The organism is Pseudomonas sp. UYIF39 (genome assembly GCF_029963765.1).
Taxonomy (GTDB): domain Bacteria; phylum Pseudomonadota; class Gammaproteobacteria; order Pseudomonadales; family Pseudomonadaceae; genus Aquipseudomonas.
This window is the reverse complement of record NZ_JALBYU010000006.1, coordinates 295,464-311,282: the sequence shown is the minus strand read 5'-3', so window position 1 is coordinate 311,282 and position 15,819 is coordinate 295,464. Positions and strand designations below refer to the sequence as shown.

General features: G+C 58.9%; 13 protein-coding genes. 6 read left to right on the top strand and 7 right to left on the bottom strand.

Features of this window, described 5'->3' with window-relative positions; translation table 11 throughout:
* From MO767_RS11210 to MO767_RS11195, 4 genes are all read right to left on the bottom strand, one after another.
* The coding region (locus tag MO767_RS11210; RefSeq protein WP_282480525.1) for a hypothetical protein at positions 1-244 on the bottom strand (244 nt) is incomplete at its 3' end.
* Between the two features lie 10 nt (positions 245-254).
* The gene (gcvH, locus tag MO767_RS11205) at positions 255-632 is read right to left on the bottom strand and encodes a glycine cleavage system protein GcvH (protein WP_282480524.1); all 378 of its coding nucleotides are present in this window, start codon (positions 630-632) and stop codon (positions 255-257) included.
* 280 nt (positions 633-912) lie between these two features.
* Positions 913-2,421, bottom strand: a complete 1,509-nt coding sequence (locus MO767_RS11200; RefSeq protein WP_282480523.1) for a sigma-54-dependent transcriptional regulator — start codon at positions 2,419-2,421, stop codon at positions 913-915.
* Positions 2,422-2,478: 57 nt separating this feature from the next.
* Positions 2,479-3,393 carry a LysR family transcriptional regulator gene (locus tag MO767_RS11195; protein WP_282480522.1) on the bottom strand — a complete coding sequence of 305 codons (915 nt, stop codon included), beginning with the start codon at positions 3,391-3,393 and terminating at the stop codon, positions 2,479-2,481.
* Positions 3,394-3,544: 151 nt separating this feature from the next.
* Here MO767_RS11195 and speB point away from each other — a divergent pair, with 151 nt between their 5' ends.
* From speB to betA, 4 genes are all read left to right on the top strand, one after another.
* Positions 3,545-4,549 (top strand): agmatinase, encoded by a 1,005-nt coding sequence (gene speB / locus MO767_RS11190; protein WP_282480532.1) that lies wholly within the window; start codon positions 3,545-3,547, stop codon positions 4,547-4,549.
* A gap of 27 nt (positions 4,550-4,576) precedes the next feature.
* Positions 4,577-6,085 (top strand): aldehyde dehydrogenase family protein, encoded by a 1,509-nt coding sequence (locus MO767_RS11185; RefSeq protein ID WP_282480521.1) that lies wholly within the window; start codon positions 4,577-4,579, stop codon positions 6,083-6,085.
* Positions 6,086-6,195: 110 nt separating this feature from the next.
* Positions 6,196-7,764 (top strand): cytosine permease, encoded by a 1,569-nt coding sequence (locus MO767_RS11180; protein ID WP_282480520.1) that lies wholly within the window; start codon positions 6,196-6,198, stop codon positions 7,762-7,764.
* 2 nt (positions 7,765-7,766) lie between these two features.
* On the top strand, positions 7,767-9,455 hold the full coding sequence (gene betA, locus MO767_RS11175) for a choline dehydrogenase (RefSeq protein ID WP_282480519.1): 1,689 nt from the start codon (positions 7,767-7,769) through the stop codon (positions 9,453-9,455).
* 91 nt (positions 9,456-9,546) lie between these two features.
* Here the strand turns inward: betA and MO767_RS11170 are convergent, their stop codons facing one another.
* Both MO767_RS11170 and potE read right to left on the bottom strand, forming a co-directional pair.
* Positions 9,547-11,832 (bottom strand): Orn/Lys/Arg decarboxylase N-terminal domain-containing protein, encoded by a 2,286-nt coding sequence (locus tag MO767_RS11170; protein ID WP_282480518.1) that lies wholly within the window; start codon positions 11,830-11,832, stop codon positions 9,547-9,549.
* Positions 11,833-11,834: 2 nt separating this feature from the next.
* Complete coding sequence (gene potE, locus MO767_RS11165; protein ID WP_282480517.1) at positions 11,835-13,238, bottom strand: putrescine-ornithine antiporter; 1,404 nt, start codon at positions 13,236-13,238, stop codon at positions 11,835-11,837.
* A 185-nt stretch (positions 13,239-13,423) separates the two neighbouring features.
* On the opposite strand from potE, the gene MO767_RS11160 reads away from it, so the two are divergent.
* Entirely contained in the window at positions 13,424-13,753 is a 330-nt protein-coding gene (locus MO767_RS11160) for a hypothetical protein (protein WP_134418540.1), read from the top strand.
* Between the two features lie 101 nt (positions 13,754-13,854).
* Here the strand turns inward: MO767_RS11160 and MO767_RS11155 are convergent, their stop codons facing one another.
* A complete protein-coding gene (locus tag MO767_RS11155) occupies positions 13,855-14,571 on the bottom strand; it encodes a glycosyltransferase family 25 protein (protein ID WP_134418539.1) in 717 nt (238 codons plus the stop codon).
* Between the two features lie 384 nt (positions 14,572-14,955).
* On the opposite strand from MO767_RS11155, the gene MO767_RS11150 reads away from it, so the two are divergent.
* Positions 14,956-15,609 (top strand): peroxiredoxin, encoded by a 654-nt coding sequence (locus MO767_RS11150; protein WP_008155786.1) that lies wholly within the window; start codon positions 14,956-14,958, stop codon positions 15,607-15,609.
* Positions 15,610-15,819: the final 210 nt, after the last annotated feature.

Genomic DNA, 15,819 nt, shown 5'->3' with positions numbered 1-15,819 from the left:
TGTAGGTTTTGAACAGCTGGTTTTTGCCGGCGATGGACTTGATCAAGGCCAGGGCGTCGGCTTCACTCAGGCCGTCTTCGAGGCCGAGGACGCTGGTGCCCTTGATGCTGTCGGGGATGACGCTGGCACTCAGGGCTTCCAGCGAATCGAAGCCGAGGCTGTTGAGCATGGCTTGCTCGTCGCCGGAACGCGGGCCGATGTGGCGGGCGATGAATTCGTTGCGGGTGTCGAGGAGGGTGGTCATACGCAAATCCTCAAGCGTCGTCGTTGGTCAGGCGCTCGTAAGCGCTCTGGTCGAGCAGGGCGTCCATTGCACGCGTGTCGCTGGGGCGCATACGGAAGAACCAGCCCTCACCCAGTGCGTCTTCGTTGATCAATTCGGGAGAGCTTTCCAGCGTCGAATTCACTTCGACCACTTCGCCATCCAGCGGCATGTACACGCTGCTGGCAGCTTTCACCGACTCCAGCACGGCCACTTCATCGCCAGCGCCGAAGGTGCGCAGTTCAGGCACTTGAACAAAGACCACGTCACCCAGCGCTTGCTGGGCATAAGCGGTGATCCCCACAGTTATCAGGCCATCGCTCTCAAGACGCAGCCATTCGTGATCGACGGTAAAACGCAATTCGCTCATATCAACTCCTCATTGTTCAGACTCATCCACTGCTGGTGGCGGATGGCGATGGGCAGGCTCGTGTCGGGCAACGAGCGTGGCTTGAGGGTTGATAGCAAGGGCGGTGCCAGTTTTTATTTATCTATATAAATCAATAGGCTGCTGATACTTCTTGATGGTCGGCGGAATGCGTTCGTATTGAAATCAATACAGGCATCCACGGAGGAGGGGACTTAGTCCGGGCCAGACGAGCTGCGGGGTTTTGTCTTTAATTCGATACGCTGTATCGATTTGCAGACAGTCAGGGTTTTCCGGGAATGCCGTACTTACGCAGCCGGATAGCGATCGCACTGTGCGAGGTGTGCAGGCGGGCAGCGAGTAAACGGCTGGAGGGATAAATGCTGTAGAGCTGTTCCAGCAGGTTCTTTTCAAACCCTTCGACGGCCTCTTCCAGGCTGCCAACCTCACCGTCGTTTTTGCGCTCGACGGCGGTGCGGGCGATGTCGAGGTCATCGATGTCCACTAGCGGATTTTCGCAAATGGCAGCGGCGCGGAAGATCACGTTTTGCAGTTGCCGCACATTGCCCGGCCAGCGGTTACCGAGCAGTGCGGGATAGGTCCCTGGCGCCAGGCGACAGACCGGACGCTGGATCTGCGCACACGCCTGCTGCATGAAGTGGTTGGCCATCAACAGGATGTCGTGGCCGCGTTCGCGTAACGGTGGCACTTGCAGATTGAGCACATTGAGGCGGTAGAACAGGTCCTCGCGAAAGCTGCCTTCGCTGACCATTTTCTCCAGGTCACGGTGGGTCGCGCTGAGCACCCGCACGTTGACCCTGACCTCACGATCGCCACCCACTCGACGGAAGCAGCCATCGCTTAAAAAACGCAGCAATTTGGCTTGCAAGTAGGGCGACATTTCGCCGACTTCGTCGAGGAACACCGTGCCCTGGTCGGCCAGTTCCAGCAGGCCGAGTTTGCCACCCCGTTGTGCGCCGGTGAAGGCGCCCGCGGCATAGCCGAACAGCTCGCTTTCGGCGAGGCTCTCCGGCAGTGCCGCGCAGTTCAGGGCCAGGAAGGGCGAGTCATGCCGGGCGCTGATCGCGTGGCAGGCGCGGGCCACCAACTCTTTGCCGGTGCCGGTTTCGCCCTGAATCAGCAGCGGTGCGTCGAGCGTTGCAACACGCTGGGCGCGGGCCTTGAGCGTACGAATCGCCGGGGACTCGCCGAGCAGCGCGTCGAAACCTTCGGCATGGTCATGATGCAGCGCCGAGAGGCGTTCACCGATGCGGTTCGGTTGATACAGGGTCAGCAGGGCGCCGGCATCGGTGATCGGCATGGCGTCCAGCAGCAGCGTCTGGCCACCGAGGCTGACCTCGTGCATGGGCAGGCGGTAACCGTGTTCGATCAACGTCTGTTGCAAGGAGGGATCATCGAACAGTGCCGTCAGCGGTTCACCGGCGGGCTCCCGGCCGCACAGCGAAATCAGCGCCGGGTTGGCCAGCAGCACATGACCGCGCTCGTCCACCGCCAACACCGGGTCGGTGCTGGCCGCCAGCAAGGCATCGAGTTGCAAGCGTCGGCGCTGCCCCGGGAGGATGTCGACCATCGTCACCGCCTGCACGCCGCGCACCCCAAGAAAAGCCTCACGCAACTCTTCCAGCACATCGGCGCCGAGGGTGGGTGCATCGATGTAAACGTTGGGCGGTACCATCTCGACGGCATCCAGATTGAAACGGCGCCCACCGAGCAGGGCCAGCACTTCCTGGGTGATGCCGACGCGATCGATGAAGGTGACGTGGATGCGCATAGGGTGGCCTGCAAGGGTTGCGAACAGAATGAGTATGACCGGCACCAGCAGTGTCTGTCAGGTGTTGCCGGTGGTACGCGAACAGGCGGCCAGATCTTCAAGAAAGGCCTGAAGGATCGGTGGCGGGGCCGTGCCGCGTCGGGTGATTACGTCGAACGGCGACATCAGTTGCAAGCTGGTGGGCGCCAGTTGGTGCATCTCGCCGGTCTTGATCCACTGGGCCGCGAAGTGCATCGGCAGAAAGCCCAGATAGGCACCGGAGATCAGCAGAATGGCCAAAGCCTCGATGTTGTCCACGGTCGCGGCGGCTTTGCTGACGCCCAAGTGTTCCAGGTCGTACTGCTGCATGTAACCCCTGACGACAATCCGGCTAGCGGCAATCTCTTCGAGCAATTCGTCGCCCACGGCCTTGCTGCCATACAGCGGATGCCGCCGTCCGCAATACAACCCTAAGGCTTCCTGATACAGCGGTGAGTGCAGCAGGCCCGGAACATAGATCGGGAAGTGCCCGATGGCCAGGTGAAGTCGGCCGTCGAGCACGCGTTCTTCCAGTTCTGCGGGGGTGCCGACGTACACGTTCAGATGCACGTCGTGCCCCCTGGAGACGAAGCGCTGGGTGGTTCGCGGTAACGGTGAATCGGGGTCGGTAATGGTGGTGTCGATGATCCCCAGATTGAGCTTGCCGCTGATGTGTTGCTTGAGCACATCGGCGTCCATGCAGAAATTTTCGACCGCCGAGAGCAGACGCTGAGTGGCTTCGTGGATCGCCACGCCTTGCTCGGTCAGGCGAAAGCCGCTGCGCCCGCGTTGACAGAGCTTTACCCCGAGCCGGGTTTCCAGATGAGTCATCTGTTCGCTGATGGTTGACTGGCCGGCATTCAACGCCGCCTGCGCGGCAGAGAAACCGCCGCACCTGACAATCGTGGCAAACACCCTGAGCAGTTTCAGATCGACATCGTGCAGCTGGATCACCTTGAACCTCCCGCGTGTGGATGCATCGGTAATGCCGATATGAGTATCTGATGTTTAGCATTTTTTCCACGAAAACCTGCGCCCATAGTCATTCCAACGGCGGTCGCCTTCCAAGTCCGCTAGCTGATAACAAGAATTGGAGATGCCTGAAATGTCGAACAACGGTTATGAATCCGGTCGCCTGAACCTGCCATTCGTGGGTCACTGCACCTTTGGAAAATCCCCGGTGTGCACCGATTGGGATGCATTGGATGCGGACGTGGCGGTCCTCGGCGTGCCCAACGACATGGGCACCCAGTGGCGTTCGGGCGCACGCTTCGGACCACGCGGCATTCGTGAGGCATCGACCCTGTTTTCCTTCGGCCATGCCGGCGCCTATGACCACGAAGATGACGTCATGTACCTGACCGCCTCCGACGTGCGCATGGTCGATGTGGGTGACGCCGATATCGTGCACACCGACATGGTCACCAGTAACGAGAACACCGAATACGCCGTGCGCAAGATTCTGGATGCCGGTGTCATGCCGGTAGTACTCGGTGGCGATCACTCGGTTCACGCTCCGGTGATCAAGGCGTTCGAGGGCCGTGGCCTGATCCACATCATCCACTTCGACGCGCACCTGGACTTCGTCGACGAGCGTCATGGCGTTCGCTACGGCCATGGCAACCCGCTGCGCCGTGCGTCCGAAATGAACCACATCGTCGGCATGACCCAGATGGGTATCCGCAACGTGTCGTCGTCCAATCGCGATGACTACGAAGCAGCCCACGCGGCCGGTTCGAAGATCCTTTCGGTCCGTGATGTACGCCGCCTCGGCGTCGAAGGTGTGCTGGCGTTGATCCCGCAGAACATCAACTACTACATCACCATCGACATTGACGGTTTCGACCCGTCCATCGCCCCTGGCACTGGCACCCCAAGTCACGGCGGCTTCCTCTATTACGAAGTGCTGGAAATCATCCAGGCCTTGGCCAAACGCAGCCAAGGCAACATCGTTGGCATGGATCTGGTCGAGGTTGCACCGGTCTATGACCCTTCCGGCGTGACCTCGATTCTGGCGGCGCAACTGCTGCTTAACAGTATTGGTTTCATCTTCCACGAGCGGGCTCAAGCACGGCACGCCATGAGCGAAACCACCACGGCCACGGCGTGATCTGACCGCCGCACAGAGGGTATGAAAATGGACACGATCGTTAAGCAGTATTTGCAGAAATTCGGTGTATCCGAAGCCACCCAGACCTTCCTCAGCAAGGTTCAGAAAATGTTCGTCGGCGGCGCCTTTGTCGAGGCCAGCGACGGGCAGACGTCCGATGTTATCGAGCCGTCGACCGAGGGCCTGATCACCCGTATTCCGATGGGCACTACCGAGGATCTGGACCGCGCCGTGCAAGCTGCTCGAGCACAGTTTGACGGTGGCGCCTGGCGTCAGGCCAAACCGGCAGAACGCGAGCGGATGATGCAACGCCTGGCGGACCTGATTGAAAGCAACGCCGCCGAACTGGCGGAAATCGAATCGATCGACATGGGCAAATCAGTCGCCTTCGCGCGGGACGTCGATATCCAGGGTACGGTCGATACGCTGCGTTATTTCGCCGGTTGGGCGACCAAGCTGCATGGCCGAACCGTTGAGCCGTCGCTGCCGGGCAATTACCTGGCTTATACCCGCAAGGAAGCGGTAGGCGTGGTCGGCGCCATCGTGCCCTGGAACTTCCCGCTGCAAACCATGGCCTGGAAGCTCGGCGCGGCGCTGGCAACCGGTTGCACCGTGGTGGTTAAACCTGCCGAATTGACCTCGCTGTCGGCCTTGCGCTTTGCCGAACTGGTGCAGGAAGCGGGCATCCCGGACGGGGTGATCAACATCGTGACCGGACGCGGCAGCGTGGTCGGTGCGGCCATGGCCACGCACCCCGGTATCGACAAACTCACCTTCACCGGCTCGACCCCGGTCGGTCGGACCGTTGGCCGCGCTGCCCTCGACGAAATGAAGCGACTAACCCTCGAACTCGGAGGAAAATCACCGGTAATCGTATTGGCCGATGCCGACGTGCCGGCCGCCGCCCAGGCCATTGCCAACGGCGTGTTTTTCAACTCGGGTCAGGTGTGCGATGCCGGTACGCGGGCCTATATTCATCGCAGCGTCTACGACGAATTCCTGCGCGAACTGATCGCCTACACCCGCACGCTGAAAATCGCACCGGGTCTGGATCCAGACTGCTTCATCAGCCCGTTGGTCTCGGCGTTGCAGAAGGAGCGAGTGACCGACTACATCGAAACCGGCAAGCAAGAAGGTGCCGAACTGGTCTACGGCGGTCAGCCTGTCGAGGGCCCCGGTTTCTTCGTCGAGCCGACCATTTTTGCCCATTGCCGCAACGACATGCGCATCGTCCAGGAAGAGATCTTTGGTCCGGTGCTGGTCACCGCACCGTTCGACGATGAAGAAGAGGCCCTGGCCCTGGCCAATGACTCGCCTTACGGCCTGGCGGCTGCACTGTATTCCAATGACCTTGGAAAGGTGCACAGCCTGATCCCTCGGTTGAAAGCGAGTTCGGTCTACGTCAACGCCCACGGCACCCTCGACCCGTCGATGCCGTTCGGTGGCTACAAGCAGTCCGGATTCGGCAAGGACCTGGGTGCGGAGCAGCTCGATTATCTGCTCGAGACCAAGGCGGTCTGGATCACACTTCCCTGAGTCAAGGCTGACTCAATCCCTGTGTTAGCGAGCCTGCTCGCTCCCACAGGGGCGTTCACCCAAAACAATGCAGTTATCTCGTCATGATCTTCCAACAATAAGAGACCATCATGAACACTAACGCCAAGTCAGCCCCGATCGTGTCAACCCTGGACGACAAACCCGTCGTCGAAAGCCATTCAATTGACTTCATCCCGGAGAGCGAGCGCACCGACAAACTGTCGAGCCAAGGCCCGTTCTGGTTCCTCGGCAATTTCACCTTCTTCACCATGACCATCGGCTTCGTCGGCCCGAGCGTCGGCCTGACCGCGCTCTGGACCACACTCGCCGGCACGCTGGGCATCATGTTTGGCACGCTGTTCATGGCCTTTCACGGCTCGCAAGGTCCGCATCTCGGGTTGCCGCAGATGATCCAGTCCCGTGCACAGTTCGGCTATCGCGGTGTGATCCTGGTGCTGCTGGCGACGCTGTTTGTGTTCGCCGGTTTCAACATCGTCAACCTGGTGTTGATGATGCAGGGGCTGCACACGCTATTCGGCTTCAACCCCGCGGTGATCGCGGTGGCGGTGACGATACCGGCGGCCGTATTGGCGATCCTCGGGCATGACTGGATGCACCGTAGTTTCAAATGGGCGCTGTACCTGTCGCTTCCGCTTTACGGTCTGGTGACGTTGGCGGTGCTGATGGGCTGGGTTCCCGATGCCGCGGTGCCGGTACTCGCGGCCGGTGAAGTGGCCCCGGCGCCGCTGGGCTTCAACTGGACCGGTTTCATCGCCCAGTTCGCGGCAGCGGCGAGTTACAACATCGCTTACGCCCCGTATGTGTCTGACTATTCGCGTTACCTGCCGAAGAACACTTCCAGCGGCAAACTGATCGCGGTGGTGTTCCTGGGTGCCTCGTTGTCCGGCGCATGGATGATTTCTGTCGGTGGCTGGCTGGCCGATCACCTGCATTCCACGGACGTGCTGGTGGCCCTTGGGCAAGTCGGCAACACCGTGTCGCCACTGATGGGGACTGTGGTGGTGGTCGTCACGATCCTGGCGTTCCTGCCGGTTATCGCCATGAACATCTACAGTGCGAAGTTGACCACGCTGACCTGCGTCGACTCCATCAAGCACATCGAACCGACCCGCAAGGCACGCATTCTGGCGATTGGTTTTGTGATTCTGCTGCAACTGGGCGTGGCCCTGAGCATCCAGAGTTCGGGCAAAGGCTTGTCGGTGTTGGGCATCTATCTGGTGGTGATGCTGTATTTCCTGGTGCCATGGACCTCGGTCAACCTGACCGACTACTTCTTCGTCCGCAAGGGCCGCTACGCCATCCCGCACTTCTTCATGCCCCACGGCAACATATACGGCAGCTGGGGCCTGCGCGGCATCGCGGCGTATGCCATCGGCTTCATTTCGATGATTCCGTTCTTCTACATCTACGACGGCGTCGAGCAGCGTGAAGTGTATGTCGGCCCGCTCGCCAAAGCGCTCGGCAGCATCGATATCGCCTGGCTGGTCGGGCTGATCGTGTCGGGGCTGGTCTACTACTGGTTCAGCCGTTCAATCGACCTCAAGCGCGAAGAAGCCGTCATCCAGCACATCGAAAAAACATCCCCGCAATACACCACCGGCGACACGTTGACCAAGCCGTCGTTGCACGTTTTCAACGAATCGGCGGTCCGGAGATAATCATGGCTACGCAAAAATACGACTACATCATCATCGGTGCCGGCTCGGCAGGTTGTGTGTTGGCCAACCGCTTGAGCGAAGACCCCGCCACCTCGGTCCTGGTGCTGGAATTCGGCGGCAGCGATCGCAGTGTGGTGATCCAGATGCCGAGCGCGTTTTCGATCCCGATGAACACCAAGAAGTACAACTGGCGTTACGAGACCGAGCCGGAGCCTTTTCTTAACGGACGTCGCATTCACTGCCCAAGGGGCAAGGTGCTGGGTGGCTCCTCGTCAATCAATGGCCTGGTGTACATCCGTGGCCATGCCTATGACTTTGACGAATGGGAGTCCCTCGGTGCAGAGGGCTGGGGCTATCGCAATTGCCTGCCGTATTTCAAACGGGCCGAACATTACGAGGAGGGCGGTGACGGCTATCGCGGCGGCACCGGCCCCTTGCACACCACCAACGGCAATCACATGAAAAACCCGTTGTACGGGGCCTGGGTCGAAGCGGGTGCCGAGGCGGGCTACATCAAGACCGAAGACTGCAACGGCTACATGCAGGAAGGGTTCGGCGCGATGCACATGACGGTGAAAAACGGCGTGCGCTGCTCCACGGCCAACGCTTACCTGCGCCCGGCCATGGGACGTCCGAACCTGACCGTGATCACCCATGCAATGACCCGTCAGATCATGCTTGAAGGCAAGCGAGCCGTCGGCGTCATGTATGACCACGAAGGCCAGACGCACCAGGTCTATTGCAACCGGGAAGTGCTCGTATCGTCCGGGCCCATTGGCTCTCCACACTTGTTGCAGCGCTCTGGTATCGGCCCGGCCGAGGTCCTGCGCAAAGCCGGGATTGGCGTGCGTCATGACCTGCCGGGAGTAGGGGAGAACCTGCAGGATCACGCCGAGGTTTACATCCAGTTCGGCTGCAAGGAACCGGTGACGCTCAACAGCAAAATGGACCCACTGAGCAAACTGTTGATCGGCCTGCGCTGGCTGTTGTTCAAGGACGGGCTCGGCGCCACCAATCATTTCGAGGCCGGTGGTTTCATCCGCTCGGATAAAGGACTGCGCTGGCCGGACATTCAGTTCCATTTTCTGCCTGCGGCCATGCGTTACGACGGCAACAAACCGATCAAGGGCCACGGCTTCATGGTGCTCACCGGGCCGAACAAGCCGAAGAGTCGCGGTTACGTTCGGGTGCGTTCCGCTGACCCTTACGAACATCCGGAGATTCAATTCAACTACCTGCAACGCGAAGAAGACCGCGAAGGTTTCCGCCGTTGCATCCGCCTGACCCGCGAGATCATCGGCCAACCGGCGATGGACCGCTTCCGCGACGGCGAGATCGCCCCCGGGCCACAGGTGAACACCGACGAAGAGATCGACGCTTTCGTGCGTGAAAACCTCGAAAGCACCTACCATCCTTGCGGCTCGTGCCGTATGGGCGAGGACGAGATGGCAGTGGTTGATTCCGAGTTGCGTGTGCGGGGCATAGCGGGGTTGCGGGTGATTGACTCGTCGGTGTTCCCGACCGAGCCAAACGGCAACCTCAATGCACCGACCATCATGCTGGCCGAGCGGGCCTCCGACCTGGTTCGTGGGCGCACCATGCTGCCGGCGTCCGATGCGCCGGTCGGGCTTGTCCAGGATTGGGAAACCAGCCAGCGATCTTCGTTGCCGGGACGCAATGTCAGGGTTTAAACCTGACGGGTTAATCGCTCAGGAGAAGACATATAAAACGGGCGCCTACAGGGCGCCCGTTTTTTTCTTCGCAGCACGTACAGGCGCTAGCTCATTTCAACACCAGCAAGCTATAAACCCCGCCCTCGCTTTCGATCCCATGGGTGTCATGGGTGAAACCCGGGAAAGATTTGTCGAAGGCTTCCAGCGCCTTGAGATAGGCCAGGAACGGCCCGTCCGCAGGCCCGGCGTTTTCACCTGGCATCAGCAATGGAATGCCCGGTGGATATGGCACGATCCCGGTCGCAGCGATGCGTCCGGCGGCTTCTTCGAGTATCACCCGTTCGATGTCGTTTCTGACTAGTTTTTCGTAGGCCTCCACCGGGCTGAATTCGGCTTTCGGCAGTGTGCCGAACGCCTGGGCCATGTTGGCGGTAGTTTTGTGTTTCTTCATGGCGGCGAAGATTTCGTCGGCCAGGTCCTTGAGGCCCATGCCTGCGTAACGAGACTGGTTGGCGGCCAGCAGATCCGGCAGGCACAGTTCCAGTTCGACGTTGTCGTCATAGTCGCGTTTGAAGTCGAGCAGGGCATTGAGCAAGGTGCCCCATTTGCCTTTGGTGATGCCGATGGAGAACAGGAACAGGATGGTGAAGTCGGTGGTTTTCTCGACCACGATGCCCTGACGTCCCAAGTACGCCGTCAACACACAAGCCGGGATGCCAGAGTCGAGCAGGTTGCCGTCGTCGCCCATGCCGGGGCTGAGCACCGAGACCTTGATCGGGTCGAGCATGCAGTAGCCTTCTTCGATGTCACCGAAGCCGTGCCATATCGCGTTGGGATGCAGTACCCAGCAGTTCGGCTCGGTTTTCAACAGCACCGGGTCGACTTCATGGAACGGCACGGTGGCCGCGCCCACCTGCACGGTCGGCGGCTGCCAGCAGGTAAAGAACCAGTCATCCTTGCTCAACATCTCGTTGTGCATGCGCGAGACGACCTGGCGGAAACTGATGGCTTCTTCGATGGATTCAGTGGTCAGGATCTGGCCGCTGGGCGCTTCCATCATTGCCGAGCTGACATCGCAGGAAGCCATGATCGCGTAGTTCGGCGAGGTCGAGGCGTGCATCATGTACGACTCGTTGAAGCGCCCGTGTTCGATCGGGTTGCGGCCGTTACGCACGTGAATCATCGAGGCCTGGGACAGGGCGGCCAGCAACTTGTGGGTCGACTGGGTGGCGAACACGGTCGGCTTCGAGTCGTCGTGATCGTCCGGGCTGCCGTGCATGGCGTAGCGATCGCGGTACAGCGGGTTGAAACGCGCATAACCGTACCAGGCTTCATCGAAATGCAGACGATCGACGCTTTGCCCCAGCAATTCTTCGACGCGGGTGACGTTGTAGGTCAGGCCGTCGTAGGTGGAGTTGGTGATGATGGCGTGGACGGGTGTCGGATCGATGCCTTGCTTGACCAGAGGGTTGCTGGCGATAGCGGCTTTCACGCCGTCGCTGCTCAGGGTTTGCGGCAGGATCGGGCCGATGATGCCGTAGCGGTTGCGGGTTGGCACCAGGTACGTCGGAATGGCCCCGGACAGGGTCATCGCATGCTCGGCGGACTTGTGGCAGTTGCGGTCGCACAGGGCGATCTGATTGCGCGTAACGCTGGCCATGAGGATGACGCGGTTGGACATCGACGAGCCGTTGGTGACGTAGTAGGTGCGGTGGGCGCCGAACACCTTGGCGGCGTAGCGCTCGCCCTGGCCGATGGGGCCGCTGTGATCGAGCAGCGAACCGAGTTCACCGACCGAAATCGACAGGTCCGAACGCAGCAGGTTCTCGCCAAAAAACTCGTAGAACGCGCGCCCCGCGGTGCTCTTCAAAAACGCTGTGCCGCCGGCATGACCAGGGGTATGCCACGAGTATTCATAGGTGCGGGAAAACTTCACCAGCGCCCCGAACATGGGGGGCAGCGCGGCTTGGCGATAACGTTCGATGGCCGCCAGGATGCGCCCACTGAGAAAGCGGCTGGTGTCTTCGGGCAACCAGATGAAGTCGTCGGAGTGCTGCATGACCACCAGCGGAATGCTCGACGCGGTGCTGCGGTCGCTAATCAAGAAAACCGGCACCCGGGTGTTGCGCTCACGCAGGCTGACCAGCAGTTGGATGCATTCCTCATGGCCTTCGCTTTTGTCCATTTCCCAGCTGAGCAGTACGCATTGAATGGCCGGGTCCGAGCGCAGGATCGAGGTGGCGTCGCTTAGGGTTTCCGACGCCAGTACCCGGACGGCGCGCTCTTCCACATCGTTGATCAACTGATGCAGGGCGCGACCAAAGACGGTGCGTTTGTCCGGAGGGCTGCTGACCAACAGCGTGAGCATGCCGAGCGTCTGTCTATATTCCGTCATGATTAAGCCTCCACTTTGACAGCTTGCAAGTTATTGACCGGCACCGGCTCGCCCGTGATGTGCTGAGCGCTGACGGTCTGTGTTGGTACGCTGTTATTGAGCGCTTCGAGACGGATCAGGCGGTTGTTGACGAAGCCAAACAGCGTGTAACCAAAGATTGTTGCCACGCCGCCGAGCATCAGTGCCTGCGCGCCCGAACTGTACAGCGCCAGGTAGCTGTAAGCCGCCGCCACCCACGCAATGATGTTGCTTATCAGCGCCGTGCCCGCCGGAACGTTGGAGACCTTTTGAATGGTCATCAACGCGGCCATGGAGAGGATGTAGGGCACCAGGTTGGTGACCACCGCGAGGTTGACGAGCGTGTCGAACTGCTTGCTCAGGTCCGGGCTGATGGTGAGCAGAGCCAGCGCCGTCTGCGCGGCGAGCAGTACCAGCATGCCGACAATCGGCGTTCCGGCCTTGTTGGCCTTGGCGAAGATCGACAGGAAGTACCCGGTGTCCGCGGAGCTTTTGTAGACCTGAGCGATGGTGAATTGCCAGCCCAGCAGCGAACCGATGCACGCCAGTATCATCGCGGCCATCACAATGTCGCCGACCATAGGGGTGAACATCTTGGCAAAGACCAGCCCGAACGGTGCAGTAGAGGAGGCCAGTTCCGGGTTATTGACGATACCGGCGATGACGTTGGTGGAGACGATGTAGATCACCGCCGCGCCGAGGGTGCCGCCGAGTACCGCAATCGGTACGTTCTTCTCCGGATTTTCCACCGCATCGGTGTTGGCGCACGCCGACTCCAGGCCAAGGAATGCCCATAAGGTGATCGCCACCGATGCACCTGCGGCTTCGAACCAGCCCATGTTGTGCGGGTTCCAGCCGGCGGCGTAGACACTGCTGTCGAACCAGAACCAGCCAATGGTGGACACCAGCACCACCGGCGCAATCACCCCCCAAACCGTAATCGCACCGATCCGGCCGGTAATCCGCGCGCCGCCGAAGTTGGCGAACGTGGTGATCCACAACAGAGCGATGGTCGCCAGACCCACTTGCAGTGAACCCAGTTCAATATGGAACAGCTCCTGGATATAGCCGACCGCGGTAATACTGATCGCCACGTTGGCAATCAACAGCGAGAGGCCATAGGTGTAGTTCGTGATGTAGTTGCCCGCCTTGCCGAAGGTGTATTCGGCATAGCCGCCCATGCCCCCGGTCTTTCGGCTGAGCATCCCGCAGCGCGCAAAGGCATAGGCCAGCGCCAGGGAGCCAGTGGCCGTGATCAGCCAGGAAAGAATAGAAATACCGCCGACTTCGGCAAGTTTTGTGGGGAGCAGCACAATGCCGGAGCCCAACATATTGACGGCTGTCAACATCGTCAGTTGCCCCACTGTCATTTTCTTTGCGACTGACATTCCGTTGCCTCACTTGATTGCATTGAGAGGGTGTTAGCTATAGCTAAGGATTGAAATCTCGCCAGAAATGTCCGTAAGACACTGAGAAAACAGGCGATAGCGCACTTAAGGCATTTTGCTGGCCCCGAGGACTGAAACTTTTGATCAGAATCAATTAATTTTCAGATAGTTAGGATCGAATGCAAATGCGGAATGTGATGGTTGCGCTGATTTCGTTAGGCCTGGCGAGCGTTGCCGCCTCTGTCCAGGCCAAAGAACTGGCCTCGAATGATCGTTACATTTGCAGCTGGGGCGCAGGTACTGCGGCGAGAGCCCAAGAACTCAAGCTGTCCGGGGTTTCACTGTATGCAGCGCGGCAAAAGTTACATACCTACAAGTTCAGCAAACCGTGGATGCACATGATGGCGATGGGCATTACCGAGCAGACCTATGACAGTAATTCGCGGATGAAGCCCGCAGCCCTGCGCGAGAGCTTTTACGAGGAGTGCGTCCGGTACAAGTTGGCGCGCAAATGAGGAGGGCGGTCCGCCATAATCACCCGGACACGGCTACTGCGCCGTGCCGGGTTGGTTACGTCAGGCATTGGATACTTCAGACCTTCCCTAAAGAGAGAAAACTATCGAGTTCTTCTCAGGTTCTTTGCCTTTAACCTCCTGAGCATACCCATTACCGGCTGTAGGAGAGGCACCCTGTCAAAGATGGAAAGCTCATGCAGGTCCGTCCGCGAGGGCCTTTGATAGCCACAATTCCAGGTAAAGTAGTAAGCCAGAATTTCTTTATTCTTATGAATAAGCGTATTGAGAGCAGCGTCATAATGCATCGGACCTCCGTCAGGATGTCCCGGTGGTCGCTCCAGAACCTGGAATAAAAAATCCCTCAATTTCCCAAAGCATTTCCCGTTTACAGCATAGAAATGGGCCAAATGTATTGGCCGGTCGACTGCTTTCCAAGCGGGCAAGTTTGAATTTTCTTCAAACGGATGCCCAAAATAGACGATGTCCCACTCCATACCTTCCAGAGACTCGATCGCCGCTCTCCCATATTGAGAAATATGTCTGGAAAACTGTATGTCGTCCTCCATGATCAAGATATTTTTCAAATTCAGGCGCATTGCCTCTTCCAGCACCCCCAGATGACTCAAAAAGCAGCCTCTGACCCCGACGCTCGGGAAGCCATTTCCCTCACTGGGCGTAACAGCCTCAAAAAAGCCTATTTTTTCATCATCGATGTGAAAGCCGTTGCGAGTGAATTCTTCTACTGTTTCTAAACGGCGATCCTTTCTTGACGAGATATTGATGATTCTTACTCGATCAAAATATTCGATCACATTCATCTGTCAGGTCCTTAGCTCAGACAATCAGGGCAGTTGGATTGGGGAACCCGCAGATTTCGGAAAAAATCGTACGTAAGCACTACCGACAGGAGGCAATCCCTTACGTCTTCTGGGTTGTGTCCGTTTTCTCTCTCGACCCCGGATTGCAGTATAGGCAGCATTTCCGGATGAAGTTTTAGTCTCGTAAATCGGTGTGCGGCACCAGTTCGAGAAGACACGCCAGATAGGTGCTCAGTGAATGGGCGCCGGGCGGGAAGCTCCGATAGGTCCGGGCATTTACCGCTGGCGTCAGCCCTTCGACGGGGAGCAAAGCGAAGTCTTCAAGGTCTCCTATACTGGATCGTTCCGAGAGTTTCCCTACCCTTCACAGCGAGGAGAGCGCACATGACCATTCGTATTGGCGACGAAGCACCGGATTTCACCGCCGAAACCACCGAAGGCACGCTCCATTTCCACGAATGGATTGGCGACAAGTGGGCCATCCTGTTCTCACATCCGAAGGACTTCACCCCGGTCTGCACCACTGAACTCGGTTATATGGCCGGGCTCAAGCCGGAGTTCGACAAACGCAACACCAAGATTGTCGGTCTCAGCGTCGACCCGGTCGGTAACCATCAGACCTGGGCCAAAGACATCGAAGAAACCCAGGGCCATGCTGTCAACTACCCGATGATCGGCGACGAGAATCTGGTGGTGGCCAAGCTCTACGACATGATTCACCCGAACGCCAGTGGCGGCGCTCGTACTGCCGTGGACAACGCCACGGTGCGTTCAGTGTTCATTGTCGGCCCGGATAAAAAGATCAAGGCAATGCTGGTCTACCCGATGAGTGCCGGGCGTAACTTCGATGAAGTGTTACGGCTGCTCGATGCTATTCAGTTAAACGCCAAGCACACGGTTGCCACGCCGGTGAACTGGCGTCCGGGTGAGGACGTGATCATTCCTACGTCGGTATCCGACGACGACGCAAGGAAGAAGTACCCGGATGGCTTCAAGACGGTGAAACCTTATTTGCGTACGGTGGCGCAACCGAAGTAATGGTCAGTCATTCATCCTGTTTTCAATCGCGATGCCTTTTACGCGCATTGCATTGATCTGTTCGGCGCGGTTGCCAGGGAGGTTGAGCATGGTTCCCTGGCGCAGCGCCGAGATTTCTACAGTGTTCCAGGGCTGAGAATGCACGGGAAGCCTTTACCCGCCGTGCCATCTTCATGCGTCAAAAACTCTCGGGCGCCGGGTACTTTCAGA

What these genes read in the sequence shown, in the direction of transcription:
- speB (WP_282480532.1), top strand. Translation starts at nt 3,545, where the DNA reads ATGTCGAACAACGGTTATGAATCCGGTCGCCTGAACCTGCCATTCGTG.
- gcvH (WP_282480524.1), bottom strand. Translation starts at nt 632, where the DNA reads ATGAGCGAATTGCGTTTTACCGTCGATCACGAATGGCTGCGTCTTGAG.
- MO767_RS11185 (WP_282480521.1), top strand. Translation starts at nt 4,577, where the DNA reads ATGGACACGATCGTTAAGCAGTATTTGCAGAAATTCGGTGTATCCGAA.
- MO767_RS11150 (WP_008155786.1), top strand. Translation starts at nt 14,956, where the DNA reads ATGACCATTCGTATTGGCGACGAAGCACCGGATTTCACCGCCGAAACC.
- MO767_RS11170 (WP_282480518.1), bottom strand. Translation starts at nt 11,832, where the DNA reads ATGACGGAATATAGACAGACGCTCGGCATGCTCACGCTGTTGGTCAGC.
- MO767_RS11180 (WP_282480520.1), top strand. Translation starts at nt 6,196, where the DNA reads ATGAACACTAACGCCAAGTCAGCCCCGATCGTGTCAACCCTGGACGAC.
- potE (WP_282480517.1), bottom strand. Translation starts at nt 13,238, where the DNA reads ATGTCAGTCGCAAAGAAAATGACAGTGGGGCAACTGACGATGTTGACA.
- MO767_RS11155 (WP_134418539.1), bottom strand. Translation starts at nt 14,571, where the DNA reads ATGAATGTGATCGAATATTTTGATCGAGTAAGAATCATCAATATCTCG.
- betA (WP_282480519.1), top strand. Translation starts at nt 7,767, where the DNA reads ATGGCTACGCAAAAATACGACTACATCATCATCGGTGCCGGCTCGGCA.
- MO767_RS11200 (WP_282480523.1), bottom strand. Translation starts at nt 2,421, where the DNA reads ATGCGCATCCACGTCACCTTCATCGATCGCGTCGGCATCACCCAGGAA.
- MO767_RS11160 (WP_134418540.1), top strand. Translation starts at nt 13,424, where the DNA reads ATGCGGAATGTGATGGTTGCGCTGATTTCGTTAGGCCTGGCGAGCGTT.